General features: G+C 48.2%; 20 protein-coding genes and 2 rRNA genes. 9 read left to right on the top strand and 13 right to left on the bottom strand.

Annotated features, from left to right (window positions below; translation table 11 throughout):
- Nucleotides 1-69 precede the first annotated feature (69 nt).
- Entirely contained in the window at nt 70-1,875 is a 1,806-nt protein-coding gene (typA, locus tag HMPREF9140_RS07730) for a translational GTPase TypA (RefSeq protein WP_006953112.1), read from the bottom strand.
- A 208-nt stretch (nt 1,876-2,083) separates the two neighbouring features.
- Here typA and rpsO point away from each other — a divergent pair, with 208 nt between their 5' ends.
- Nucleotides 2,084-2,359, top strand: a complete 276-nt coding sequence (gene rpsO, locus HMPREF9140_RS07735; protein WP_006953113.1) for a 30S ribosomal protein S15 — start codon at nt 2,084-2,086, stop codon at nt 2,357-2,359.
- A gap of 93 nt (nt 2,360-2,452) precedes the next feature.
- Here rpsO and HMPREF9140_RS07740 read toward each other — a convergent pair whose 3' ends face one another.
- A complete protein-coding gene (locus HMPREF9140_RS07740; RefSeq protein ID WP_006953114.1) occupies nt 2,453-2,869 on the bottom strand; it encodes a Fur family transcriptional regulator in 417 nt (138 codons plus the stop codon).
- Nucleotides 2,866-3,684, bottom strand: a complete 819-nt coding sequence (locus tag HMPREF9140_RS07745; protein WP_006953115.1) for a GSCFA domain-containing protein — start codon at nt 3,682-3,684, stop codon at nt 2,866-2,868. Before HMPREF9140_RS07745 ends, HMPREF9140_RS07740 begins: the two co-directional genes overlap by 4 nt.
- A 407-nt stretch (nt 3,685-4,091) precedes the next feature.
- Between HMPREF9140_RS07745 and HMPREF9140_RS07750 the strand changes: the two genes are divergently transcribed.
- From HMPREF9140_RS07750 to HMPREF9140_RS07765, 4 genes are all read left to right on the top strand, one after another.
- Nucleotides 4,092-6,401 (top strand): TonB-dependent receptor, encoded by a 2,310-nt coding sequence (locus HMPREF9140_RS07750; protein ID WP_006953116.1) that lies wholly within the window; start codon nt 4,092-4,094, stop codon nt 6,399-6,401.
- A gap of 362 nt (nt 6,402-6,763) precedes the next feature.
- Nucleotides 6,764-8,653: a GH32 C-terminal domain-containing protein gene (locus tag HMPREF9140_RS07755; protein ID WP_006953117.1), complete on the top strand. Its 1,890-nt coding sequence runs from the start codon at nt 6,764-6,766 to the stop codon at nt 8,651-8,653.
- 12 nt (nt 8,654-8,665) lie between these two features.
- Nucleotides 8,666-9,826 carry an MFS transporter gene (locus HMPREF9140_RS07760; protein ID WP_006953118.1) on the top strand — a complete coding sequence of 387 codons (1,161 nt, stop codon included), beginning with the start codon at nt 8,666-8,668 and terminating at the stop codon, nt 9,824-9,826.
- Nucleotides 9,823-10,704: a carbohydrate kinase family protein gene (locus tag HMPREF9140_RS07765; RefSeq protein WP_006953119.1), complete on the top strand. Its 882-nt coding sequence runs from the start codon at nt 9,823-9,825 to the stop codon at nt 10,702-10,704. The genes HMPREF9140_RS07760 and HMPREF9140_RS07765 overlap by 4 nt, the downstream gene beginning before the upstream one ends.
- A 689-nt stretch (nt 10,705-11,393) precedes the next feature.
- Here HMPREF9140_RS07765 and rpmA read toward each other — a convergent pair.
- The 8 genes from rpmA to mscL all read right to left on the bottom strand — a co-directional run bounded on the left by rpmA (nt 11,394) and on the right by mscL (nt 21,454).
- Nucleotides 11,394-11,684, bottom strand: coding sequence for a 50S ribosomal protein L27 (gene rpmA, locus HMPREF9140_RS07770; protein WP_006953120.1), 291 nt, complete (start codon nt 11,682-11,684; stop codon nt 11,394-11,396).
- Nucleotides 11,685-11,702: 18 nt separating this feature from the next.
- Nucleotides 11,703-12,020, bottom strand: coding sequence for a 50S ribosomal protein L21 (gene rplU, locus HMPREF9140_RS07775; protein ID WP_006953121.1), 318 nt, complete (start codon nt 12,018-12,020; stop codon nt 11,703-11,705).
- Between the two features lie 248 nt (nt 12,021-12,268).
- Nucleotides 12,269-13,810, bottom strand: coding sequence for a glutamine-hydrolyzing GMP synthase (guaA, locus tag HMPREF9140_RS07780; protein WP_006953122.1), 1,542 nt, complete (start codon nt 13,808-13,810; stop codon nt 12,269-12,271).
- Between the two features lie 25 nt (nt 13,811-13,835).
- A complete protein-coding gene (gene hutI / locus HMPREF9140_RS07785) occupies nt 13,836-15,086 on the bottom strand; it encodes an imidazolonepropionase (protein ID WP_006953123.1) in 1,251 nt (416 codons plus the stop codon).
- Nucleotides 15,083-16,558, bottom strand: a complete 1,476-nt coding sequence (hutH, locus tag HMPREF9140_RS07790; RefSeq protein WP_006953124.1) for a histidine ammonia-lyase — start codon at nt 16,556-16,558, stop codon at nt 15,083-15,085. The genes hutI and hutH overlap by 4 nt, the downstream gene beginning before the upstream one ends.
- Before the next feature lie 363 nt (nt 16,559-16,921).
- Complete coding sequence (locus tag HMPREF9140_RS07795; RefSeq protein ID WP_006953125.1) at nt 16,922-18,916, bottom strand: urocanate hydratase; 1,995 nt, start codon at nt 18,914-18,916, stop codon at nt 16,922-16,924.
- A 7-nt stretch (nt 18,917-18,923) separates the two neighbouring features.
- On the bottom strand, nt 18,924-20,627 hold the full coding sequence (ftcD, locus tag HMPREF9140_RS07800) for a glutamate formimidoyltransferase (protein ID WP_006953126.1): 1,704 nt from the start codon (nt 20,625-20,627) through the stop codon (nt 18,924-18,926).
- A gap of 437 nt (nt 20,628-21,064) precedes the next feature.
- On the bottom strand, nt 21,065-21,454 hold the full coding sequence (gene mscL / locus HMPREF9140_RS07805; RefSeq protein ID WP_006953130.1) for a large-conductance mechanosensitive channel protein MscL: 390 nt from the start codon (nt 21,452-21,454) through the stop codon (nt 21,065-21,067).
- Nucleotides 21,455-21,692: 238 nt separating this feature from the next.
- Between mscL and gap the strand changes: the two genes are divergently transcribed.
- From gap to HMPREF9140_RS07825, 4 genes are all read left to right on the top strand, one after another.
- Complete coding sequence (gene gap / locus HMPREF9140_RS07810; protein ID WP_006953133.1) at nt 21,693-22,724, top strand: type I glyceraldehyde-3-phosphate dehydrogenase; 1,032 nt, start codon at nt 21,693-21,695, stop codon at nt 22,722-22,724.
- 109 nt (nt 22,725-22,833) lie between these two features.
- Complete coding sequence (miaA, locus tag HMPREF9140_RS07815; RefSeq protein WP_006953136.1) at nt 22,834-23,769, top strand: tRNA (adenosine(37)-N6)-dimethylallyltransferase MiaA; 936 nt, start codon at nt 22,834-22,836, stop codon at nt 23,767-23,769.
- A 12-nt stretch (nt 23,770-23,781) separates the two neighbouring features.
- A complete protein-coding gene (locus HMPREF9140_RS07820; RefSeq protein WP_006953138.1) occupies nt 23,782-24,720 on the top strand; it encodes a diacylglycerol/lipid kinase family protein in 939 nt (312 codons plus the stop codon).
- 11 nt (nt 24,721-24,731) lie between these two features.
- Nucleotides 24,732-25,337: a DUF3109 family protein gene (locus HMPREF9140_RS07825; protein WP_006953140.1), complete on the top strand. Its 606-nt coding sequence runs from the start codon at nt 24,732-24,734 to the stop codon at nt 25,335-25,337.
- A gap of 604 nt (nt 25,338-25,941) precedes the next feature.
- On the opposite strand, the gene rrf is transcribed toward HMPREF9140_RS07825, so the two are convergent.
- Nucleotides 25,942-26,054, bottom strand: a 5S ribosomal RNA gene (gene rrf, locus HMPREF9140_RS07830).
- Between the two features lie 147 nt (nt 26,055-26,201).
- Nucleotides 26,202-26,314: ribosomal RNA gene (locus tag HMPREF9140_RS07835) — 23S ribosomal RNA — on the bottom strand; the annotation flags it as partial.

Below are 26,314 nucleotides of genomic sequence, written 5' to 3' on the forward strand. Positions count from 1 at the left end.
TTTTAGTGTGAGACCGCTCTCCGATAAAAGCCATAATTACGAGACTTTTATCGGAGATGGTAGGAGAACCTATGAGTCCTTATTTTCGCGCTTGCGCTCCTGGTGGTCGAGGATGATTTTGCGCATGCGAATATTCTTGGGGGTCACTTCAACATATTCATCACCCTTTATATATTCCAGACATTCTTCCATACTCATTTCGGTTTTTGGAATGACGCGTGCTTTCTCGTCGGAACCGGAGGCGCGAATGTTAGTGAGTTGTTTAGCCTTGGTTACGTTGATGACAAGGTCGTTATCGTGGACGTGCTCGCCTACAACCTGTCCGCCATAGACTTCTTCTCCGGCATCGATAAAGAATTTTCCGCGGTCCTGGAGTTTATCGATGGCATAAGCATAGGCTGTTCCGTTTTCGAGAGCTATCATGGAGCCGTTTATTCTACGGGTTATTTCGCCCTTGAACGGTTGATAGTTTTTGAACCGGTGAGCCATGATGGCTTCGCCCTGGCTGGCGGTGAGAACATTTGTGCGGAGACCGATTATGCCGCGCGAGGGTACTTCAAAGGTTATGTTGACGCGCTCGCCTTCGGAATCCATTCCGAGGAGTTCGCCTTTGCGGCGGGTAACCATATCAATCATCCGACTGGAGAAATCGGTGGGTACGTTTATGGTAAGTTCTTCGATGGGTTCGCATTTTTTTCCGTCGATGTCTTTATAGATGACCTGTGGTTGGCCTACCTGCAGTTCGTAGCCCTCGCGCCGCATCGTTTCGATGAGTACGGAAAGGTGCAGTACTCCGCGCCCGCTGACAATCCATTTATCCATTGAACCTTCGAGTTGTTCAACTCTAAGGGCTAGGTTCTTTTCGAGCTCTTTTGTGAGGCGTTCGCTGATATGTCGCGAGGTGCAGAATTTGCCTTCGCGACCGAAGAAAGGCGAGTCGTTAATGGTGAAGAGCATACTCATAGTGGGTTCGTCGACAGCTATTGGCGGAAGGGGTTCGGGGTTTTCAAAGTCGGATATGGTGTCGCCTATTTCGAACTTTTCGAGTCCGATGACGGCGCATATATCTCCCGAGTCTACGTGGTCGGTTTTCTTATGTCCCATTCCTTCGAAAGTGTGGAGTTCTTTTATTTTAGTTCGTTCATGGGTTCCGTCGCGATGGCAGATGGTTATGTTTTGTCCATCTTTGAGGGTTCCTCTGTGCACTCGTCCCACTGCTATTCGTCCGGTGTAGCTGGAGTAGTCGAGCGATGTGATTAGCATTTGCGGTATTCCTTCGAGCTGGCGCGGTGCAGGAATAGATTCAACGATGAGGTCGAGCAGATAGTCGATATTGTCGGTTGGAGTTTTCCAGGTGCTATTCATCCATCCGTTTTTGGCCGAACCGTAGACTACAGGGAAGTCGAGCTGCTCTTCGGTTGCGTTGAGATCGCACATCAGGTCGAAAACCATTTCATAAACCTCTTCGGGGCGGCAGTTGGGTTTGTCGACCTTATTAATCACAACCATTGGTTTCAATCCAAGTTGCAGTGCCTTTTGGAGTACGAATCGTGTTTGCGGCATCGGGCCTTCGAAGGCATCTACAAGCAGCAGACATCCGTCGGCCATATTGAGCACTCGCTCCACCTCTCCACCGAAATCGGAGTGTCCAGGCGTGTCCAGGATATTTATCTTAGTTCCTTTCCAGTTTATGCTGACGTTTTTACTGAGTATTGTTATTCCTCTTTCGCGTTCGAGGTCGTTCGAGTCAAGTACCTCGTCGCTGTTGTTTTGTCCATCACGAAAGAGTTTGCCGGCCAACATCATCTTGTCGACTAGTGTAGTTTTTCCGTGGTCGACGTGCGCAATTACTGCGATATTACGAATATTTTGCATGAAAAATTTTTGAAGGAGTTTATTGTGAAAATCTGTTGGCAAAAGTACTGAGAAATTCCGAAAGCTTTGAGAGGCCATAAAAAGTTATACCTTTGCAAAGCAAACTCGGACAATCCGATGCATTCAACGTCGTTGCGACCAGGTTGTGATTAAGACCCCACGACGACCGCAGGATGTAATTGCACAAAACATTAATCAAAACAAAATCATGTATTTAAACAAAGAAAAGAAAACCGAGATTTTTACTCAGTACGGTAAGGCCCAGAGTTCAACCGACACCGGTTCGGCCGAGAGCCAGATTGCATTGTTCACCTATCGCATCAAGCATCTCACTGAACACGTTAAAAAGAATCACAAGGATTATGTAACAACACGTTCTCTTACCCGTTTGGTTGGTAAGCGCCGTGCGTTGCTCGATTATCTCTACGACCGCGACGTGGAACGCTATCGTGCAATCATCAAAACCTTGGGTCTGCGTAAATAAAGAAGTCCCGAATTCGTATAAGAATCCCCGCAACCGTCTTGCAAAGTCAGGTTGCGGGGATTTTGTTTTTCAGGCCCCCGATTCCGAGCATCGCTACATACAGCACTTCGGGCAGATTCCTTTTATCATATAGTTAACGTTGCGTTGTTTGTACCCTGCAGGAAGGGTTACTTCGGGTACGGGTGTATCAGGCAAGCAAAAGGTTCGATGGCATTGTTCGCAATAGAAATGCACGTGCAAGTCGTCGTCGATATTGTCGTCGTGGCTAAGACACAGTTCATAGCGCACGACGTCGTTACCATCCTCCACATGATGTACTAAACGATTCTCACGGAAAGCCGTCAAGGCCCTAAAGATGCTCGACTTATCAATGGTTATCAACTTATTTTCCAATTCTTTCATCGACATCGGATAGCCGGCTCTGTAGAGTGCGTCGGCTATAAGAATTCTATTAGCTGTGGGTTTAATTCCATGCTTGGTGAGCAGTTCGATTATTATTGTATTCTTCATTGTTCAGGGAGATGTAGTTCCATTTCAGGATATTTTTCCTGAAGTGCTTCGGCCATGTTACGGGTTGCGGCCATGAAAGTTTTATATTGTTCGGCCTCCGGGTTGAATGGTTTATGCGCCAGGGCCTCTTTTATCGGCTTCCATTCCTGTATGAATTGTCGGGCTTTTTCAGAGAGCAGTGCGGGTTGCAGTCGTTCCCAGATATATTCAACGGCCTGTGCGTTTGGATGCAGCATGTCGGCTTCATAGAAGCGATAGTCGCGCAGCTCATCGTTCACAATCTCGTAGGCAGGAAAATAATAAGCTATCTTGGGAAACAAGCTTATCAACCTGTCGGCAGCCAGCAATAACACGGCCTTTGCCAACTGGCTCTCATGATAGCCGTATTTTGCATAACGAATCGGACTAACGGTGACAATAATCTTTGTGTTAGCATTGCGCGATAAGGCCTTTTCAACAGCTCTCGACAGGAATTCTACACATTCGTCGATACTAAGTTCGCGTTCGTAGAAAAGCGATTGCGGTCTTTTCTGACAGTTGTCGACAATCTCGCCCGACGACTTCTCAACATACACGCGATTCGTGCCGAGCGTCATAGCCAGCGTATCCACGGGCCTCTCCACGCGTTCGACAGTGTGTAACACCGACGCCGGATTATACATCACACCGAACGGATTAACCATCGCTCTGAATTTCTCTTCAAAAAATCGCGTTCCGATGCGTTCTGCAAAGCACGAACCTGTAAACAGCATTTGTTCGCATGGTTGCAGCTCGAACGGAGCTTTCGGAATGTTTATAACTGTGCTGAATTTCATGACGCAAAGTTAATCAGTTAAATAGAGGTTCATTCTTAAACGTGTGGAAAGACTCTCAGGGGCGTTTTGTGTATTTCTTCCATGGAAGAAATACATAAAACAACTGAATGTGTATTTCTTCCATGGAAGAAATACAGAAAATACCATTATCACGACAGAATAATAGTTTGAAAGGGCGACGGAGATGCTGGGACGACTGCGGCGAGGGAATTTTCAGTCATCGGGATTGTTTTTTCGGTTTATCACGTGTAAAAAGCCTGGCCGACGATTTTTTGATAATAAATGAGATGTTTTTTATAGTCCCCCGGTTCGGTTAGCTATTAAATTTGCGTTCGAGGATAGACCTTATATTACAGGGGCCGAATCTTAACACAGTAAATAACTTCTATATTTTAAAATTGAGGGTAATGAAAATGAATTTAAGCTTATCGAAAAGATTGAAGGGCCTGGCCATGTTGCTACTCGTATGCACAGCAACGGCTTCGGCACAGGATGACGGAGGAAAAAACAGCTCGGCAAACGGAAAGGAAGAAAATAACCGAAACGTTATGCTCAATGCTGCAAGCGCTAACGGACCGAGAGAGATTCAGATTGGACTCCCATCGGCCGACGTGAACGTGCTCGAAAATGGATTGCCCGTGACCTATGCCACCAATCCGCACAGTGTGAATACCATTTGGAGAGGCGACGCCAGCTTGAGTCATCAGGGACTTCTGAAGATTGCCGAAACAGCCATCACAACCGGTAACATAGGCTATGCCGTGAACTCGTTCACCCAACTGGGACGCGAGGGTTTTCACGGAACGCTTAACTACAAGACGAATCATTTCGGACTACAGGAGCTTTCGCTCAATATGAATGGCTCGCTGGGCAGCGGATGGTTCTACAGCGGAAGCATATATCAGGATTTCGACCCGGGAACGTTCAAAATCCGAAGTTCGCAACAGCAAGACCGAACGCAGATATACAAAGGTGCGCTCACGAAGAGATATGCTGCCGGGCGAGGCGAGTTCACGGCTATGTATAGCTATGCTAACAGTCATCCGGTTTATAATTTCGCAACACAGTCGGCACCATTTATCTACGTTGGCGATGGAAGTGTGAAGGAATATGGCGCGTTCAAGCTCGGCACAACCTCCTATCTGCCTGTCGACGCCGACATAACCTATCGCGACATTCGTACGGGCGAGCTGCGCAGCATCTCTTTGTACGACGCCATCGAGAATCGCAACAGCAGCATCTCGCTGATGAATAACTTCGACTTCGGCAATGGATTGAAATGGAAGGCCATCGCGAAATACGACCATGCTCACGGCGCTCTGGTTTATCAAACGCCCATGTCGCTCTTGCAGGTAAAGAATAATCCAACGTACAACTACTTATATCGCGGCCTTGACGGAGCAATGCTACCCTATGACGGCGAATATGTGCAGACGCGGATGTCGTGCCTCAACGCGGGCGATATAGATGAGTTCCTGTTCACCTCCGAGCTGTCGAAAAAGTTCAACACATCGACTCTTCGACTGGGCCTTAACGAGTGGTATTATCACATCGACTACGCGTCGAACACAACGATGTACGACCAAAGCGTGCCCGAAGACGGAACATATGCTATGCGGATGTATAACGCGAATCTGCACAGATTCTACTTCTACGATTTCAATAAGAATGCTTCGGAATACTATCGTGGACACGAAAACAAACTAGCTCTGTACTTCACACACGATTGGGACGTACTGCCCAAACTGAACCTCTATTACGGCGCGCGCGTTGAGATGCAGAAGCTCACCGGAGAGAATCTCGCGGTAGTTAATGCGGCAGGGAATTATGTGGGCCGATTCGCCGACTATTATATCGGAGCAACTGCACCCGACGGAACACTGATTGCACCTCGCCCGATTGATTACAATTGGTTCAACTACGACCTGGCTCTTGCGGCCACTTACAAGCTGAACAGCAACTTCGGCTTCACGGGCGACTTCACCTACATTGTGCAGCATCCCAAGTTCGAAGCCTTCTCGCCGGCTACCCTGCCCAATACCGACCAGATATCGGTGCCGCTCGGACGGGTCGGGATATATTACAACAACGCGTGGCTCAGTCTGACATCGCTTTTCTCCTATATCTCGAAAACCAATAATAACTCAACGCTGAATCTCCAGCACAACAGCGAAATTATGGCCGCGCCGCTCACCTACGATATTCAAACCATTGGATGGACAACCGACGTGATGGCACATCCGGTGAAAGGACTCGATATTCACTTCCTCTTCACCTATCAGCGGCCAACCTATAAGAAATATGAAACGTCCGTAACCTTCGGCGACGGCTATGTAGGACGAATCAATGCAACGGGCAATATCGTGGCCGAAGTACCGCGAGTGCTCATAGAATTCGACCCGAGCTATATGATAACAAAGGATTTGAAGATATGGACCAGCTTCCGATATTTCAGCAAAACCTACGCTAATATCAACGACGCCTACTATTTCAACGGCCACTGGGAAACCTTCGGCGGCCTCAACTGGCAGGTGAACGATAAACTATCGCTGGGTTGCACGGTAGTGAATTTCCTTAATCAAACCGGAGCCAAAGGCAGTATTGCCGGCACCGAACTAATTACGAAAAACGAAGCGGCCGGCATTCAAAATAAACTAATGACGGGAAGCTATCTGCGCCCCTTCACGGTTGAATTCACTGCATCGTTGAAATTCTAATCAAAAAGCAAAGTTGTGTATAAGAATATGGTTAGCACATCAACTCTCATAAAGGATAGATTGCAACTCGGCTGACAGATCGTAACCCAATGGATGCCAATTCGGCCATTAGGCCGCTGTAGGGACAGACCCCGTGTCTGTCCGCTCGGTTCGCAGAACCGAATTCACGTAAGGAAATATGTTTTGCGGGCGGTAGCCCGAGTTGGTATGGGGGGCGGACAGACACGGGGTCTGTCCCTACAGCGGCCTAACGGCCGAATTGGCGACTACGTTGGATTGCGAGCCTATCGGCCCGAATCCACAAAGGATGAGTAACTATATTTCTATACCTATCTCACATTAATAAAAAATAATCCTGCAAAATGAAGAAGAAAACAATTCTATGCGCCACCATGGCATGCGTATCGGTGGCCGCAACAGCACAAAAAATCAACGTTAGTAGCAACGGCGATACAACCATCGTGAGAATAGAAAATTCCACGAAATTCCTCATCTTGCCCGTGGAGGAGGATAAAGCCGAAGCCAGAGTAATGCTCGATAATAACCAGCCTTCGGACACGTGGATGGATATTCGTCTGGCACAAAATAAAACAGACTATTACGTTCCTTTCAAACTCAATGAAGGTGGCACGTCGGTAGTTAAGATTCTAGGGCTCGACCGGAATGCTCTCGCACTTCGAAATGGCGAAATGAAGCTGTCGAACGAGTGGAATGTGACTAATACCGACTTCTACCGTCCGTCATATCACCATACACCCTCCTACGGCTGGATGAACGACCCGAATGGAATGTTCTATAAGGATGGGGTCTATCATCTTTGTTATCAATACAACCCCTACGGCTCTAAATGGGGTAACATGCACTGGGGGCACGCCATCAGTCGCGACCTTATACATTGGAAGCAGGTTGAACCTACCATTGCACGCGACCCTATGGGGCACATATTCTCCGGAAGCGCGGTTGTCGACAAGAACGGAACAGCCGGTTACGGGCGCGATGCTATCGTGGCTCTCTATACGTCGGCCAGCGATAAAGGCCAGGTGCAGTGCATGGCTTATAGTACCGACGGCGGCTATACCTTTACGAAATATGAAGGAAATCCGGTGCTCACGCCTTTCGATGGCTTGAAAGACTTCCGCGACCCTAAAGTGTTCTGGTATGCACCTGCAAAAAAGTGGTTCATGATTGTGTCGGCCGATAAGGAGATGCGCTTCTATTCGTCGCCCGACCTGAAAAAGTGGACTTATGTCAGCGCATTCGGTCGAGGCTATGGTGCGCAACCCAATCAGTTTGAATGCCCGGACTTCTTCCAGCTCCCTGTCGACGGAAACAAGAACAAAAAGAAATGGGTGATGATTGTGAACATTAATCCGGGATGCCTCTTCGGAGGAAGCGCAACGGAATATTTCGTGGGCGATTTCGATGGCGAGAAATTCATATGCGACAGTAAACCGAACATTGCAAAGTTCCTCGATTACGGTAAAGACCATTACGCAACCGTGACTTTCTCCGGTCTCGAAGACCGCGTGCTGGGCATTGCGTGGATGAGTAACTGGCAATATGCTAACGTGACGCCCATCAAGCAATATCGTGGCGCAAACACTCTGCCGCGTGAGTTATCGCTTTTCACCGGCAAGGACGGGCAGATATACATGGCCGCCAACGTTGCACCCGAAGTGAAAGCCCTCCGCAAAAGCACCAAAACGCTTGCAAACGCCGAGCTTCTAAGAGAGAAGACGGTTAAAGACATCAACATGAGCGAAAGCAATGCCTTCGAACTCGAAATGGATGTTACACCCGGACAAGCAGATCGAACAGGATTGGTGCTCTACAATCAAAAGGGCGAAAAGATTGACATATACTTCGATATGAAGCGTCGTAGACTGGTCATGGACCGTACCGAAAGCGGACAGATTGCATTCGGAGAGAAAGCTGTGGCACACGATATCGAGAAGGAGTTCGACATTCACGAACATCGTGAAATCAAAGAACCCCTGCGTAAGGCAAACTCCGTGAACTATAAGAATGACTTCGCACTTGGAACTTGGGCGCCACTCAGTCTTTGTACCGGTAAGAACTATCATCTGAATGTGTTCGTTGATAAATGCTCCGTTGAAATCTTCGTGGATGGCGGGCGTATAGCCATGACTAATCTGGTGTTTCCCACGGCGCCCTACACATCGGTGAAGTTCTACTCCGACGGCAAGAAGGTTTCTTATCGAAACATAAAAGTGAGCCAACTCTCGCTCTAAACAACTACGATTATGAACAACAATAAAATCTTGCGATTCATCCCCGTGATGTTCTGCTTCTTCGCGATGGGATTTGTCGACCTTGTCGGAACCGCGTCGAACTATGTTAAGAGCGACCTCTCGTTAAACGACACCACGTCCAACCTTATGCCGTCGCTCGTGTTCTTCTGGTTCCTTATATTCTCCATTCCCACGGGTATGCTAATGAACCGAATCGGGCGTAAGAAAACCGTGCTGCTTAGTTTGGTTATAACAATAGTTTCGTTGCTTTTGCCTCTGCTTGGCGATTCGTTTCCGCTAATGCTCGTTTCGTTCTCCCTTCTGGGAATCGGCAACGCGCTTATGCAAACATCGCTCAACCCGCTTGTGGCAACCGTTATGCAAGGCGGCAATCTGGCCTCTACGCTCACCTTCGGGCAATTCGTTAAGGCCATCGCCTCGTTCATGGCCCCTTACATCGCCATGTGGGGAGCGATGGCATCCATCCCCTCGTTCGGCTTGGGGTGGCGAGTGCTCTTCCCAATCTATATGATAATCGGCGTGCTGGCAACGCTGTTGCTTTTCTCTACGCCGATAGTCGAAGAGCCCATCAAAGGCAAGCCCAGTTCGTTTATAGACTGCGTTAAACTGCTCGGCAAGCCAATCGTGCTACTTAGCTTTCTGGGCATAATGTGCCACGTGGGCATAGACGTTGGAACCAACACCACCGCACCGAAAATATTGATGGAACGCCTCGGCATAACGCTCAACGACGCCATGTTCTCAACCTCGCTCTACTTTGTTTTCCGCACCTTAGGTTGCCTCACCGGCTCGTTCTTTCTGCGAGTTATGAGCAATCGCGTGTTCTTCATCATCTCTGTTACCATGATGGGCCTATCGATGTGCGGACTAATTTTCGGGCACTCAACTGCCGTGCTCTACACCGCCATTGCTCTTGTGGGCTACGGCAACAGCAACATCTTTTCGATGGTGTTTGCCCGAGCATTGCAAAGTGTGCCCGACAAGCAGAACGAAGTAAGCGGACTCATGATTATGGGACTCTTTGGAGGAACAATATTCCCCCTTTTCATGGGACTGGCCAGCGACGCATTCCGCCAAATCGGAGCCGTGATGGTAATGGCAATCGGAGTAATATATCTTTTCACCTATATTCCAAAAATCAATAAGCAATGAAACAAATAATCGTTGGCCTCGGAGAGGCTCTTTGGGATTGCCTGCCTGAAGGAAGAAAACTGGGTGGGGCACCTGCAAATTTCGCATTTCATTCCGGTCAGTTCGGATATGATTCCTACGCCATCAGTGCCGTGGGAAATGATAAGTTGGGCGACGAGACCCTCGAAGAGTTCAACCTTAAACAGGTGAGATACATCATGCCGCGGGTGGAATATCCCACCGGAACTGTACAGGTGGAACTTGACGACGAGGGCGTACCAACCTATGATATCAAAGAAGGCGTAGCATGGGATAATATCCCTTTTACATCCGAAATAGAAGGCCTCGCTCGAACCGCCAGTGCCGTGTGTTTTGGCTCATTGGCACAGAGAAGCGTGGTGAGTAGGCAGACTATCGAGAGCTTCCTCGATGCTACAAGCAATAATTGTTTGAAGATTTTCGACATAAACCTACGGCAGAACTTTTATACCAAAGATATCATCTGCGACTCGCTCAATCGGTGTGACATTCTGAAGATAAACGATGAAGAACTCGTCACCATCGGTCGACTGTTCGGTTATCCCGGTCTTGACATGGAGAACAAATGTTGGCTTCTGCTAGGGAAATACAATCTCGACATGCTTGTTCTCACCTGCGGCGTGAACGGTTCTTACGTGTTCGCCCCGAACCTGAAGACATTCCACGAAACACCTAAGGTTGAGGTGGCCGATACTGTTGGCGCAGGCGATTCGTTCACAGGGGCATTCACCTCGGCCATACTGGCTGGTATGCCCATTCCCGACGCTCACAAACTGGCGGTCGACGTGAGCGCCTACGTATGCACATGCAACGGCGCCATGCCCCGTCTGCCCGACGAATATCTCTCCCGACTGAAATAGAGAGTCTCCGTAGGTAGGCACGCACACTCCCCTCTCGCCCTCCTATAACAGTTAAGCAGGACTATCCTCCTTTCAGGATAGTCCTGCTTTTCCGTAATACAGTCACACCTTACAAATTATACATTGCCTAGCATCCACAATATCAATACGATAGCATGCCCAATAGGAATCCTTGACCTTTCCCAATAGGAGTCCTCAACCTTTCCTTATAGGAGTCCTTGACCTTTCCTTATAGGAGTCCATGACCTTTCCTTATAGGAGTCCTCGACCTTTCCTATAAGGGGTGCTCTATATATCCTTAGGCGAGTTCGGTTTAAGAATCAATTTAAACTTCCGATGAGCCAATGGGGAATAAACAACGGATGCCAATTCGGGCATTAGCCCGCATGTAGGGACAGACCCCGTGTCTGTCCGCCTCCATGTCAATTCACTCTACCTACCGCATAACATATTTCCCCCTATCGTCAGGTGCGGACAGATACGGGGTCTGTCCCTACATGCGGCCTATCGGCCGAGTGGGAGTCTCTATCAAACCAAACTCGCATATATCCTTATAGGAGTCCTTGGCGACTCTAATATGAACATGATAATGCCCTCAATAGATATGCTCTTAAACACGAAACTCCCGATGCTCTTAATTAAAAGAGACATCGGGAGTTTTTGTCTGTTTGGAATAATCTTTATTTGTCTTATGCTTCGGGCTTTACGGTTTTAGCTGCGTATGCTTCTTCCGACAAAACAGAGACGGTGCTCTTGTTGTATCTTCCCTTGTGGAAATAAACAATTCCGTCGGCAAGCGCATACAGTGTATCGTCTTTGCCCTGTGCAACATTCTCGCCGGGGAAGTGACGGTTGCCGCGCTGACGAATGATTATATTGCCGGCAATGATTTTCTGACCTCCCCAAATCTTCACACCTAAACGCTTCGAGTGTGATTCGCGTCCGTTCTTAGAACTACCTACACCTTTCTTATGTGCCATTTGTTGTTCCTCCTTGGTTTAAGCGTTAATTGTTTTTATTTCAACCTGGGTAAACTGCGAGCGATGACCGTTCTTCTTACGGTAATCCTTGCGACGCTTCATCTTGAAAACGATTATTTTCTCGCCTTTCACAAGAGGAGCAACTACCTCGGCTACAACTTTTGCACCAGTAACAGTCGGTGCACCCACTGTGACAGTCCCGTCATTGTCGATGAGCAGAACTTTGTCGAACTCAACAGTCTTGCCTTCTTCAGCATCTTTGATGTGATTCACGAAGAGCTTCTTGCCTTCTTCGGCTTTGAACTGTTGACCGTTAATTTCTACAATTGCGTACATTATCTTTTTATTGTAAACGGTTTCACCGCCAGGCGGCCGGCATTCTCTTGCGGCGCTTATCAGGCCTGAACGGCATCAAAACGCTGCAAAAGTACAACCTTGGAGAGAGTTCTCAAAATCTCTAGAATAAACATTCACCTTTGCGAGAGGATGAAGAATAAACCTGATATCCGATTGAGGATAAAAAAACTTCCGCTCGATACTCGAACAGAAGCCTTTTTGATTCACATACGGATGGGAAAAACACACTATTCCCACTCGATAGTTGATGGTGGCTTGGATGAGATGTCGTAGCAAACACGATTGACACCCTTAACCTTGCGTATTATTTCGTTTGAAACATCGGCCAGGAAATCGTAGGGCAGATGAGCCCAGTCGGCCGTCATGGCATCTGTCGAAGTAACGGCACGCAAAGCCACAGGATGCTCGTAGGTACGCTCATCGCCCATCACTCCGACAGAGCGAATAGTTGAAAGGAGCACCGTACCGGCTTGCCAAACGTTGTCGTAGAGCTTCGTACCATCGGGCATTGTATAGGAATGCATCTTCTCGATGTAGATGTCGTCGGCATCCTGGAGTATTCTAACTTTCTCGGGAGTTATGTCGCCTAGGATTCTTACAGCCAGTCCGGGCCCAGGGAAGGGGTGACGATTGATGAGACGTTCGGGCATTCCCAGTTGTTTTCCAACTCTCCTAACCTCATCTTTGAAAAGCCATTGCAAGGGTTCGCATAGGTTGAGTTTCATCTCTTTGGGCAGACCTCCAACATTATGATGGCTTTTGATAGTCATGCCAGTGATACTGAGGCTCTCAATTCGGTCAGGGTATATCGTTCCTTGCGCGAGCCAGCGTGCGTCAGTTATTTTTCGAGCCTCGGCGTTGAACACTTCAACGAAATTGTGTCCAATGATTTTACGTTTCTCCTCTGGGTCAGTTATGCCTTTGAGGTCGCCAAAGAATTTGGCCGAGGCATCTACGCCAACAACGTTTAATCCTAATCCTTTATAAGCTTCCATGACTTTAGCGAATTCGTTCTTACGTAGCATTCCGTGATCCACGAAAATACAAGTGAGACGATTGCCGATTGCCTTGTTTAGCAATGTGGCGCACACTGAAGAGTCGACGCCACCAGAGAGTCCAAGGATAACTCGATCGTTGCCTAGTTGCTGTTTGAGTTCGGCCACAGTGCTTTCTACAAACGAGGCGGCACTCCATTCTTGTTTGCTTCCGCATATGCCGACCACGAAGTTCCTCAGTAGCTGCATTCCTTGTAGGGAGTGATAGACCTCGGGATGAAACTGTACGCCCCAGACAGGTTGGGTGTCGGATGTGTAGGCAGCGAATTTCACATCTCCGGTCGATGCAATAACTCGACAGTTATCGGGCAGTGCAGTAATAGTGTCGCCATGGCTCATCCATACCTGTGAATCGGGCTCAATGCCTTTTAGCAGAGGATTGTTAGGTTCAACAACTTCAAGATTGGCTCGGCCGTATTCGCGTGTTCCGGTTGGTTCAACTTTTCCACCTCCCATAGAGGAGATGAATTGTGCGCCGTAGCATATTCCGAGTACAGGGACTTTTCCTACGAACTCTGTTAAATCTACTTTGAAAGCTTCGGAATCGTGAACTGAATAGGGCGAGCCGGAGAGGATTACTCCAATGACCGAGGGGTCGTTCTTTGGGAACTTGTTGTAGGGGAGAATCTCACAAAAAGTGTCGAGCTCACGAACGCGTCGACCTATCAGCTGGGTTGTTTGTGACCCGAAATCTAGGATGATGATTTTTTGCATGTAAAGCTTATAACTGGTTTGAAAGTTAAGATACTATTTCTTCACCACGCAGGAACACTCGATTCACGAGCGGTGTGGTGTAGGAATATGGGATGAAATCGAGCGAAGGAATCGGGATGGTGATGAAGAAGTTGGCCATCTTGCCCACAGCTATCGAGCCGTAGTTGCGACTTAAATTCATCGCATAGGCGCCGTTCAGGGTTACGGCATTGAAGGCTTCGATGGGGAGAAGACGGAGCTTTATGCAGCCGAGGGAGAAGATGAACTTCATATCGCCCGAAGGAGTTGAGCCGGGATTATAGTCGCTGGCTAATGCCAAACTGAGACCGCGGTCGATGATTTGCCGGCCGGGAGCATATTTCATGTTAAGGAAGAAGGAGGTTCCGGGCAATGCGGTGGGAATGGTTTCGGCATTGCGGAAGAGTTCTATCTCTTCTTCGGTCATGCTTTCCAGATGGTCTACGGACAGGGCGTTATGACGTATGGCCACTTCTACGCCTCCCGATGCGGCGAGTTCGTCGGCATGAATCTTGGGACGCATTCCGTATTTCGCGGCTGCTTCCATGATTCGTCCGGTTTCGTCGGGGGTAAAGAAGCCTGTGTCGCAGAACACGTCGACAAAATCGGCTAACTTTTCTTCGCCTACAGCCGGAATCATTTCATTGATGACGAGGTCTACATATTCGGCTTGTCGACCGGCATATTCTCTCGACACGGCATGAGCGCCGAGGAAGGTGGAGACAACGCGTAATGGAGCTGTTTCTTTTATACGGCGAATCACGCGCAGCATCTTCAGTTCGTCTTCGGTGTTGAGACCGTAACCGCTCTTGATTTCGAGGCATCCGGTTCCTTTGCGAATCACTTCATTGACGCGTCGCATGGCTTGGTGGTAGAGTTCGTCTTCGCTGGTGTTGTGCAGCAGGTCGGCCGAGTTGAGGATACCTCCGCCTCGCTTGGCTATCTCGGCATAGCTGAGTCCGCGTATCTTATCCACGAACTCTTGTTCGCGACTTCCGCCGAAGACTACATGCGAATGCGAGTCGCACCATGAGGGCAGCACGGTTCCGCCTTCTGCATCGACGATGGTTACGTTGGGCGTATGCTCCAGGTCTTGGGCTTCGGCCATCTGTCCGAAACGTTTGATGATACCATCTTCAACATAAAGAAAGGCATCGTTGATGATGCCTGTCTCTGCCATTTCGCGGCCTTGCAAGCGCAGTTTGCCGTGGCTGTCTGCGCCTGCAAGGATTGCTATGTTTTTTACAAATAGTTTCATTTGCGCAAGAAGTCTACTGATTTAGCGATATGAGGTGCCATGAATTCGTCATTGACGATGAAAGGTACTTCTTTCCGATAGGCATTGAAGATAGCTTCGATGGCTGGCGACGACTTCAGTGGCCGACGGAACTCCAGCGCCTGGGCTGCATTGAACAGCTCGATGGCGAGCACTCGTTCTGTGTTGAGCACAACTTGATAGAGTTTCGTGGCGGCGTTGGCGCCCATGCTTACGTGGTCTTCCTGTCCTTGCGACGAGGGGATGCTGTCGGCTGAAGCGGGTGTACAGTACATCTTGCTCTGGCTCACGATAGAGGCGGCGGTGTATTGTGGAATCATGAATCCGCTGTTCACACCCGGTTTAGCTACCAGGAAGCTTGGAAGATTGCGTGTGCCGGATACGAGTTTGTAGATGCGTCGTTCGGAGATGTTGCTCAGTTCGCATAGGGCGATTGCGAGGAAGTCCATTGGTTGTGCAATGGGCTCGCCGTGGAAGTTGCCGGCTGAGATGACAAGGTCTTCGTCGGGGCAGACGGTTGGGTTGTCGGTAGCGGCGTTCACTTCGATGTCGATAACCGATTTCACGTAGCGTATCGTGTCTTTCGACGCGCCGTGCACTTGTGGCATGCAGCGGAACGAGTAGGGGTCTTGTACGTTTACCTTTGGTTGTTTGATGAGTTCGCTTCCTTCGAGCAGTTCGCGAATGTGTCGTGCGGTGTCTATTTGTCCTTGGTGCGGACGAACGGCGTGTACGGCGTGTGTGAATGGTTCGATGCGTCCATCGTAGGCTTCGAGCGACATGGCGCCTATCTTGTCTGCCCAGTCGCTCAATCGCTGTGCTTGTAGCAAGCACCAAACGGCGAAAGCGTTCATGTTCTGTGTTCCGTTGAGCAGTGCGAGTCCTTCTTTTGAAACGAGCTGGATGGGTTGCCAATTCATCTTCTTGAGCATTTCTTCGCCCGAGATAACTTCGCCGTTTATTTCTACGCTGCCAATGCCCAGAAGCGGCAGGCACAGGTGGGCTAACGGAACGAGGTCGCCCGATGCACCGAGCGAGCCTTGCATGTAGACAACGGGGTAGATGTCGTTGTTGAAGAAGCCAATCAGTCGCTCCACTGTTGCCAATTGGCAGCCGGAGAAGCCGTAGCTTAGCGACTGTATCTTCAGCAGGAGCATTATCTTCACGATTTCGTTTGGCACGCGTTCGCCTACGCCGCAGGCGTGCGACATCATAAGGTTTTTCTGGAGGTCGGAGAGTTGTTGCTTGTCGATAGATATTTTGCACAACGAGCCGAAGCCGGTTGTTACGCCGTAGATGGGCTTGTCTGATGCTTCAATCTTTTTGTCCAGATACTCGCGGCAGCGTGTAATTCTCTGTCGGGCGTCGTCGGAGAGCTCGAGTTTTATTCTTTTCTCTATAATCTCTCCGATGCGTTCGATGGAGAGGTGTTCTGCGCTTATTTGATGTGTCATTATAATTGATTTATTAAATTGTTTATAGGGATTGAGGTAGGGATGTAGACTGTTAAACTTAGACGGCGATTATCGCTCCTTAGGGCGGACGGTTGTCGTTTAACTTAGAGGACGATTGTCGCTTAACTTAGAGAACGATTGACGTTTAACTTAGAGGCCGATTGACGTCTAACTTAGAGGACAAATGTCGTTTCGTCGAGAGGACAATCGCTATCCCGTGCAAGCCCCGAAGGGGCGTCAGACCACAGGCAGGCGGTGGAGCCCTATCGGGCTCCACCGCTGTAAAATGGTCGACCAATCAACCGAAGCCCTGAAGGGGCGACGGAATGTGTGGCGGACGGAACTGTTCCCATTGCGTTGTTGTTAGAATGCTTTGTCGATGATGCCGTCGTCCACGAGGTTGGGGAGCGTTACGGTGAGGTTGGGTGTGCGCTCCATCTCGCGCTTGATGGCGTCGATGGAACCCTTGTTGCGTGCCCAGCTCCGGCGTGCGATGCCGTTGTTTACGTCCCAAAGTAGCATTTGCTGAATGCGGCGTGCCGAGTCGTCGCTTCCATCGACAACCATGCCGAAGCCGCCGTTGATGACTTCGCCCCAGCCTACTCCGCCGCCGTTGTGAATCGACACCCAAGTGGCGCCGCGGAAGGAGTCGCCGATGACGTTCTGTACGGCCATGTCGGCGCAGAATTGCGAACCGTCGTAGATGTTGCTGGTTTCGCGGAATGGCGAGTCGGTGCCTGATACGTCGTGATGGTCGCGCCCGAGCACAACGGGTTTGCTGATTCGGCCGCTGCGCACGGCTTCATTGAAGGCGAGGGCTATTTTTATTCTTCCCTCTGAATCGGCGTATAGGATGCGTGCTTGCGAACCTACGACGAGCTGATTCTTGCCGGCTTCCTTAATCCAGTGGATGTTGTCGTCTAACTGCCCGATGATGTCGGGAGTTGCAGTCTTGCGTATTTCTTCGAGAACTTCGGTTGCGATGCGGTCGGTTGTTGCCAGATCTTTCGGGTCGCCCGACGAGCATACCCATCGGAACGGGCCGAAACCATAGTCGAAGAACATCGGCCCCATGATGTCTTGCACGTAGGATGGATAACGGAACTTTCCGTTTTTGCCCATGATGTCGGCTCCTGCGCGACTTGATTCGAGTAGGAAAGCATTGCCGTAGTCGAAGAAGTACATGCCTTTTGCGGTGAGCCTGTTGATGGCTGCAACCTGACGGCGGAGCGACTCTTGTACCTTCTCTTTAAACTCTTCGGGGGCTTCGGCCATCATACGTTTTGATTCCTCAAGGCTCTGTCCGACGGGATAGTATCCGCCAGCCCATGGATTGTGGAGCGAGGTCTGGTCGCTTCCGAGGTCTACGCGAATGTTCTCGTCGGCGAGGCGTTCCCAGAGGTCTACCACGTTGCCTACGTATGCCATTGAAACTACGCGCTTTTCTTCAACGGCTTTGCGGATTGCAGGAATCAGCTCGTCGAGGTTTTCGTGCAGCTCGTCTACCCAACCTTGCTCATAACGCTTGCGGGCAGCTAACGGATTGATTTCGGCCGTTACGCTGACAACGCCTGCAATGTTTCCGGCCTTAGGCTGTGCGCCCGACATTCCGCCCAGACCTGCTGTAACAAACAGTTTCATGTTGTTGCCTCCTACCTTGCGAGCGGCGTTCAGGACAGTTATCGTCGTTCCGTGAACAATACCTTGTGGACCGATATACATATACGAGCCGGCCGTCATTTGTCCGTATTGACTTACGCCGAGTGCATTGTCGCGCTCCCAGTCGTCTGGCTTTGAATAGTTCGGAATAACCATTCCGTTTGTCACAACCACGCGTGGGGCGTTTTTGTGCGAGGGGAACAATCCGAGCGGGTGACCGGAATACATCACAAGTGTTTGCTCGTCGGTCATCTCGCTCAAGTATTTCATTACAAGCCGATATTGCGCCCAGTTCTGGAATACGGCGCCGTTCCCGCCATAGGTTATCAGTTCGTGCGGATGCTGTGCTACAGCCTTATCGAGGTTGTTCTGAATCATCATCATGATGGCTGCGGCCTGCTGCGAGCGGTGTGGATACTCGTCAATTGGACGGGCGTACATCTCGTAGGTAGGCCTGAAACGATACATGTATATTCTTCCATACGTTTTCAGTTCCTCCGCAAACTCGGGAGCCAGAACGGCGTGGAACTTCTGCGGGAAGTAGCGCAAAGCGTTGCGAAGTGCAAGCCTCTTTTCCTCTTCGGTAAGAATATCCTTGCGTTTAGGCGCATGGTTGATGGTCGTATCGTAGGCTTGCGGCTCAGGCAGTGTGTCGGGAATGCCGGCACGAATATCTTTTACGAATTGTTCTTTGGTCATAGTTGGATTACATTTTTGATTCAACGATTTTCAATATCTCTGCTTCTTCCGAATTAGCCTTTGCAATCAGTTCGTTGGCCTCGGCAACCAATTTGTCGGCAGTTGCGCGGTCTTTCAATCCGGCGGCGTTGATTTTCACGTTCAATCCGGCGCCAAGGACGGCAGCGCGAGCGGCCAATGCGCCTACTCCGGCATCGGAAACGCTGTTCGGATTACCTTCTTCGGCCATTGCGCGGCACAGCCCGAATACATGATAGGAGGCCTTCATCGTGTGCAACGGAACTTGTGTTGCATATAACGTGGCATCCTGAATGGCTGCCGAGCGTAAGGCTTTCTCTTCGTCGGTTCCTTTTGGCATTCCGAAGGCAGACATGATGCGATTGAAGGCTTCGGTGTCTTCGTCAACGAGTGCCATTAACTCTGTCTGAATCTTCTGTCCCTTGTCTGCCCAGTTGCTAAACTCTTCCCAGCGGGCATCCCAACCTGGTTTGTGGCTTGAGAGGTTGGCAACCATCGTTCCCAATGCTGCACCCAGCGCACCCATGTAGGCTGCGATGGTTCCGCCACCCGGAGCTGGAGATTCGCGCGATGTTTCGTCGGCGAAGCCTTTTACTGTCAGGTCGATAAGTCGGTCTGTCTTGTTCTCGTCTTCGAGCAGATACTCAATAACTTTCTCGCGTGGATTGAATGGTTTCAAATCAGCCAGTCCCATCGACGAGACGGCTATTTTAAGTATATCTTCCTCGGGAATGCCCGTAGAGCGGTTTTGCTTGCGCAAGAAATATTTACCTGCATCGATGAGCGTGCGTTTCGGTATCAAGCCAACGATTTCGGTACCTGTCACACGAACGCCACGGTTTTGTGCGCAACGACAGACCTCGTCGAAAGCAATGTGCAATGGGGTAACGTTTATATCGGTAATATTCATCGACACCTGTGCAATGCCGTATTCGTCGATAAACCAGCCAATCGCCTTTGTTCCTTTCAGCGTTCCGGGAATCATAATGGTTTTGCCATTGGCATCCTTCATCGGTTTACCAATCGGTGAACCTCCTTCGCGCTGCGGACGACCTTTTTCTCTAACGTCGAAAGCAATCGCGTTAGCCCTACGAGTGGATGTGGTGTTCAGGTTGAAGTTTGTTGCGATGAGAAAATCGCGTGCGCCCACGGCTGTGCATCCGGTGCGGGCAATCGATTCGTCAAAAGCTCGTGCGCCGAAATCGGGAGCTTCACCGGTATCGGTCATTCGTTCAGGCAGTCCTTCGTATTCGCCCTTACGACAAATGGCGAGGTTCTTTCTCTCGGGCTTTAGTACTGCAGCTTCATAGCAATAGCAAGGCACATTCAGTTCTTTTGCAATTCGTTCAGCCAACTTGCGAGCCAGTTCGGCACACTCTTCCAGCGTTATACCCGACACGGGGATGAGCGGGCAAACATCCGTTGCTCCCATTCGCGGATGGGCACCGTGATGCTGACGCATGTCGATGAGTTGTGCTGCTTTCTTCACTGCAAGGAAAGCTGCCTCGACAACCTCTTTGGGTTCGCCAACGAATGTTACCACCGTTCGATTAGTAGCCTCACCGGGGTCGACATCCAACAGTTTGACACCTTTTACAGAAACGATTTCGTCTGTGATTTGTTTGATTACATTTTGATTGCGTCCTTCGCTGAAATTAGGGACACATTCCACGATTTGTTTTTCTCGTATCATTTCAAATTTTATTTTATGTAATTGGGTAATAGCTTGAAAACGAGTGTAAAATTAAGGAGATGTGAAAAAACTACAAAATAAAAATCATTAATTCTCTAATCCCGTCAACCCAATGAACATCGCGCTTAAGAACAACTTTTAAAGTATGATAATCGGCTCGATTGGCACACGATTCATAATTGAGGAATCGATGATTTATATGACTAACAGAGCCTATATAATAAAAAGGTGGAATATTTTATTTCGCCTCACCATAGCAACTGTTGTAATGCTGAAATCGAGGGCTCCGGAGATTATATCGAATGCATCGGCCCGAAATAATTTATTTTCGAGCATTATATCATGTACAAGTACTGAAATAAATTATTCGGCGTTGCAAAGACAGATTCAGAGTACTAAAAACCGCCGAACAAGAGTGCTGAAAGAGCTCCTGAAACTTATTTCTCCTTTAGAAGGTCGCGAATCTCAGTTAGAAGTACCTCTTCGTTGTTAGGTTTAGCCGACTCTTCGGGTTTAGGCTCTTCTTTCCATCGTTTTGCGAGTGTGTTCATACCTTTGATCATGAGGAAAATGCAGAATGCAATAATGATGAAGTCCAGAATATTCTGTAAAAACATACCATACTTCACGGTGGCATCTTCGACATTGAAACTCAGTCCACTGAAGTCGATACCGCCCGTGATTACACCAAGAAGCGGCATGATTATATCGTCGACCAGCGAACTTACAATCTTGCCGAATGCGGCACCAATGATAACGCCCACAGCCATGTCCATCACATTGCCACGCATGGCAAACTCCTTGAATTCCTTTAAGAAACTATTCATAAACTATTTGATTTTAAATACTCGAAGATTCCGCCATGAGAAACTTCGAATCCTTGTGAATAACAATCTTTTTATAAAACAATCGGGCTTCCAATCTTTAATAATGTTTAATACAAAACCCGTCGGCAAAATTAAGAACTTCTATGTAACTTTGCCGATGTAAAAAGATAAAAGTTATCTATTTTCAGGAGCACAATCCAGCATTTTTTAATATTCATCTTAAATAAAAACGAAACAAATGATTAAAATTGGTATTAATGGTTTCGGTCGTATTGGCCGCTTCGTCTTCCGTTCCACTCTCGAGGAAGCAAACGCAAAAGATGTAGTTGTAGTAGGAATTAACGACCTTCTTCCGGTTGATTACATGGCTTACATGCTCAAGTATGATACTATGCACGGACAGTTCAAGGGAACAATCGAAGTCGATGCCACTAAAAATGAACTCATCGTAAATGGTAATCGTATTCGCGTAACAGCAGAAAAAGATGCAGCAGATTTGAAATGGGGTGAAATTGGAGCCGAATATATTGTTGAATCAACCGGTTTCTATCTCACAATGGACCGCGCAGAAAAGCACATTCAGGCCGGAGCAAAATATGTTATTCTCTCGGCCCCATCGAAAAAAGGTGATGACGGACGCCAGGCCGATATGTTCGTTTGCGGTGTAAATACTGATAAATATAACGGGCAGACTATCGTTTCGAACGCATCGTGCACAACAAACTGCCTCGCACCGATAGCAAAAGTTTTGAACGACAAATTTGGAATCGAAACCGGATTGATGACAACTGTACACTCAACCACAGCAACTCAGCGCACTGTTGACGGTCCGTCGTTGAAAGACTGGCGTGGCGGTCGTGCAGCATCGGGTAACATCATTCCTTCATCGACTGGAGCAGCAAAGGCTGTGGGTAAGGTTATTCCTGAGCTCGACGGCAAACTGACGGGTATTTCTATGCGAGTTCCGACTCTTGACGTGTCGGTTGTCGATCTCACGGTTAATCTCAAAAAACCGGCTTCAAAAGAAGATATCTGCAAAGCAATGAAAGACGCCGCAGAAGGTGAATTGAAAGGAATCCTTGGTTATACCGAAGATAAAGTTGTTTCTTCCGACTTCCTGGGATGCTCGCTCACATCAATTTTTGATGCCGATGCTGGAGTTTATCTCACAGACAAATTCGTGAAAGTCGTTTCATGGTATGACAACGAAATCGGTTACTCTCACAAGGTGGTCGACCTAATAAAGATAATGAAGAAACACAACGGATAATTCTGTTTTATAACGTTTATTATATGTGCCGCCCAGCAACAGTGTTGGGCGGCTTTTTTAAATATCTTTGCCAGCATTCATTTCTAAGTATCGTCTACAAGAACAACTGATGGAAAAGAAGCTAATCACGATTCTCGGACCAACTGCAAGCGGAAAAACTGCTCTTGCTGTGTCCCTTGCTCAGAAGTTAGCCGGAGAAATAATCTCAGCTGATTCACGACAGGTTTATCGTGACATGACTATCGGAACCGGTAAGGATTTGGACGATTATATAGTCAACGGACAACCAATACCTCATCATCTCATCGACATTTGCGATGCCGGAACAAAGTATAATCTCTTCCAGTTCCAGCACGATTTCCGAACGGCCTACAACGACATCTGTCGACGTAATGTTCAGCCAATACTTTGCGGAGGAACCGGATTATATATCGAGGCTGTGCTAAAAGGCTACAACTTGCACGAGGTTCCACGTAACGAAAAACTCCGACTCGAATTAAAAGACAAAACACTCGAACAGCTCACAGAAATCCTTATAAACCTCAAACGCCGAACTCAGTCAACCCTCCATAACAAAACCGACCTCGACTCCTGTCAGCGAGCCATACGAGCTATTGAAATTGAAACATTTAACCTCCGAACGCCAGCTTCCAAACGCACCTTCTTGCCCATTCAATCATTGATATTCGGGATAAATATCGACCGTAACATGCGCCGACAGAGAATCACCCAACGACTCAAAGAACGATTAGATAACGGACTAATCGAAGAAGTGCGCTCACTTCTTAACAGAGGAATATCAGCCGAAGCCCTAATCTACTACGGATTGGAATATAAATACATCACTGAACACATTATCGGTAAGTCAACTCTAGACCAAACCTTCCGTGCTCTCGAAACTGCAATACACCAGTTCGCAAAACGACAAATGACCTGGTTCAGAGGAATGGAACGTCGAGGATTCAAAATCAACTGGCTCGACGCCGAAATGCCTAACCACGAAAAGACGCAAACAATTATCAGCATGATAGAAGAACCAAAATAAGAGGAAACAAATATGACGAACCAACACAAATGGGGAATTATCTACTGTCCGAAAGGCGGTATTTTTGGATATGCCCGCAAACGCTGGGAACATGCCGAGCGATGCCTTAAAGCACGCGGTATAGACTATGACATGGTGCAAAGTGAAAATTCAAAGAGCGTTGTTAGACTAATAAGAATGATGGTGCACAACGGCTACGGAACCATTGTAATCTATGGTGGAGACTCGGCCCTTAACGACGCTGTGAACTATCTAATGCAAGAATCAGCCGAAGTGCGCAACCAAGTTGTTCTAGGAGTGATTCCGAACGGAATAATGAACGATTTTGCAAGATTCTGGGGATACAGTCAGGATGACGTTGAGAAAAACATCGGGTGGCTACAAAAACGACGTATACGGAAAATAGACCTCGGATGCATACACTACAAAAACCGAAAAGGTGAGAACTGCCACCGCCATTTCCTCAATTGCATAAATATCGGCTTCGTTGCATCCATCATGAACCTGCGTCGCCGTACTCGCAGTTTCTTTGGTTCACGCAGTTTGTCATTCATCTTCTCGTTTATATTCCTAGCTTTCCAACGGATGGACTACAACATGCACATTCGCATAAACGAGGATTTCATTAAGCGGAAAATCATGACCGTATGCATCGGCAATGCCCACGGATACGGACAAACCCCCAACGCCGTACCCTATAACGGTCTGCTCGACGCCTCGGTAGTTTATCCTCCCGAAATGACCCAACTTTTTGAAGGTATATACCTTTTCCTCCGCGGTAAATTTCTGAATCATCGAAGTGTTCATCCCTATCGTACTCGTAACATTGAGATGCACGTCGAGCCCAGCACAATGGTCAGCGTCGATGGCCGACTGCTAAGCAACACCCCTGTTGGCCCATTCCGTGTCACGGTCGAAAAGGAAGTAATAAACTTCCTCATCCCAGCCTAAGCCATTATTTCATGGACGACAATATTACGAATGCAATTTTTCAGGTCGACAATGTTCTTGTGTCGGCAGCGGTTCTAACCGAATGCTTCTGTTGTGACCTGAAGATTTGCAAGGGAAGATGTTGTGTCGAAGGCACGTCGGGTGCACCGGTGAATTTGGACGAGGTGATGGAACTTGAGAGTTCATTGGATGATTACTGGCCGTATATGAGCGCAACGGCACAGTCGGTTGTCGACAGTCACGGCGTGGCTTATACAGATTCGGATGGCGATTTGGTTACAAGCATTGTGGGCGGAAAAGACTGTATTTTCACGTGTTATGATGGCGATTGTTGTTTATGTTCAATAGAGCGAGCTCATTGCGTTGGCCGAACATTTGTTGAGAAGCCCGTTTCATGTGCACTCTATCCTCTGCGTGTTAAGGATTTTGGCGACGGTTTGTTTGGGATTACTTATCATCGTTGGTCTATATGCCAGTCGGCCGTCGATAAGGGTCGTAAGTTAGGTCTGCCGCTTTATGTTTTTCTTCGTGAGCCCCTCATTCGGAGGTTCGGCGATGAGTGGTATGGCAAGCTGGTTGAGTTGGCCGACGAGTTGAAGGCCTACAGCATATCTTAAATATCTATTATTTAATTAATCGTTTTCTTCATTGGTAACGATGCAACCGTGCAGGAGTCCATTTTACTTCTGCACTGTGCCTTTACACATACGTATCCCCGAGCGATTACATACGCAGCTCCGAATAACTACTCCCGAGTCCACGTGTATCTATTCCCGTATCTCCTAGAAATTACTCCCGTATTCCCTTCTATTTACATTAGGGAGTTGTATCATAGACATACTGGAGAAATTGAATTATCATCGTGATAAAACAAATTTATCATCACGATGAAACGTTTGTATCATCATGATGAAACTAATTTTTCATCGTGATGATAATTCAATTTCTCGGTTTAGAAAACAATGAGAGTACGTATATAAATAGAAGGGGCTTCGTATATAAATAGAAGGGAATACGGGAACAATCGCTCGGGAATACGGGAGTAATTTTTCAGAGATACGGGAGTAATTTCTAGAGGATAGGGACGTAATTTCTAGGAGATACGGGAATAGATACACGTGGACTCGGGAGTAGTTGGAAAGAGCTCCGGGAGTAATTTCCAGGGGTCTGGTATTACGAAGAATCCCTCGGGAGCTGTGCTTCCGAGGGATTTGGTTTTAAAGTGGGCAGCCTCCTACTCTCCCGCATTGCATTGCAGTACCATCGGCGCAATCGGGCTTAACTTCTCTGTTCGGAATGGGAAGAGGTGGAACACCGACGCAATAGCCACCCAAAGGGGGTTGACATTATTGACAGGCAAGATGTAATAAATAGTTCCCGCTTGAGGATGATTCTCTTTCAGGTCGGCTGCGAGATTGGCTTTACCTTGCTGGCTTGGCTTCTCGTATGACTTGTGATATTACTGAAAGTTCGAGGTTCTTTATATGAAAGTTTTTGGGCAATTAGTAGTGCTTGGCTTTGACGTCGCCGTCTTTACACCTGCACCCTATCAACGTCCTGGTCTAGGACGACCCTTATAAGGAGTTCTCATCTT

It is taken from the genome of Prevotella micans F0438, from assembly GCF_000243035.1.
Classification (GTDB): domain Bacteria; phylum Bacteroidota; class Bacteroidia; order Bacteroidales; family Bacteroidaceae; genus Prevotella; species Prevotella micans.

Bases quoted from the DNA above. Each gene is read 5' to 3' on its own strand.
- typA (WP_006953112.1), bottom strand. From the start codon at position 1,875: ATGCAAAATATTCGTAATATCGCAGTAATTGCGCACGTCGACCACGGA.
- rpsO (WP_006953113.1), top strand. From the start codon at position 2,084: ATGTATTTAAACAAAGAAAAGAAAACCGAGATTTTTACTCAGTACGGT.
- HMPREF9140_RS07740 (WP_006953114.1), bottom strand. From the start codon at position 2,869: ATGAAGAATACAATAATAATCGAACTGCTCACCAAGCATGGAATTAAA.
- HMPREF9140_RS07745 (WP_006953115.1), bottom strand. From the start codon at position 3,684: ATGAAATTCAGCACAGTTATAAACATTCCGAAAGCTCCGTTCGAGCTG.
- HMPREF9140_RS07750 (WP_006953116.1), top strand. From the start codon at position 4,092: ATGAAAATGAATTTAAGCTTATCGAAAAGATTGAAGGGCCTGGCCATG.
- HMPREF9140_RS07755 (WP_006953117.1), top strand. From the start codon at position 6,764: ATGAAGAAGAAAACAATTCTATGCGCCACCATGGCATGCGTATCGGTG.
- HMPREF9140_RS07760 (WP_006953118.1), top strand. From the start codon at position 8,666: ATGAACAACAATAAAATCTTGCGATTCATCCCCGTGATGTTCTGCTTC.
- HMPREF9140_RS07765 (WP_006953119.1), top strand. From the start codon at position 9,823: ATGAAACAAATAATCGTTGGCCTCGGAGAGGCTCTTTGGGATTGCCTG.
- rpmA (WP_006953120.1), bottom strand. From the start codon at position 11,684: ATGGCACATAAGAAAGGTGTAGGTAGTTCTAAGAACGGACGCGAATCA.
- rplU (WP_006953121.1), bottom strand. From the start codon at position 12,020: ATGTACGCAATTGTAGAAATTAACGGTCAACAGTTCAAAGCCGAAGAA.
- guaA (WP_006953122.1), bottom strand. From the start codon at position 13,810: ATGCAAAAAATCATCATCCTAGATTTCGGGTCACAAACAACCCAGCTG.
- hutI (WP_006953123.1), bottom strand. From the start codon at position 15,086: ATGAAACTATTTGTAAAAAACATAGCAATCCTTGCAGGCGCAGACAGC.
- hutH (WP_006953124.1), bottom strand. From the start codon at position 16,558: ATGACACATCAAATAAGCGCAGAACACCTCTCCATCGAACGCATCGGA.
- HMPREF9140_RS07795 (WP_006953125.1), bottom strand. From the start codon at position 18,916: ATGACCAAAGAACAATTCGTAAAAGATATTCGTGCCGGCATTCCCGAC.
- ftcD (WP_006953126.1), bottom strand. From the start codon at position 20,627: ATGATACGAGAAAAACAAATCGTGGAATGTGTCCCTAATTTCAGCGAA.
- mscL (WP_006953130.1), bottom strand. From the start codon at position 21,454: ATGAATAGTTTCTTAAAGGAATTCAAGGAGTTTGCCATGCGTGGCAAT.
- gap (WP_006953133.1), top strand. From the start codon at position 21,693: ATGATTAAAATTGGTATTAATGGTTTCGGTCGTATTGGCCGCTTCGTC.
- miaA (WP_006953136.1), top strand. From the start codon at position 22,834: ATGGAAAAGAAGCTAATCACGATTCTCGGACCAACTGCAAGCGGAAAA.
- HMPREF9140_RS07820 (WP_006953138.1), top strand. From the start codon at position 23,782: ATGACGAACCAACACAAATGGGGAATTATCTACTGTCCGAAAGGCGGT.
- HMPREF9140_RS07825 (WP_006953140.1), top strand. From the start codon at position 24,732: ATGGACGACAATATTACGAATGCAATTTTTCAGGTCGACAATGTTCTT.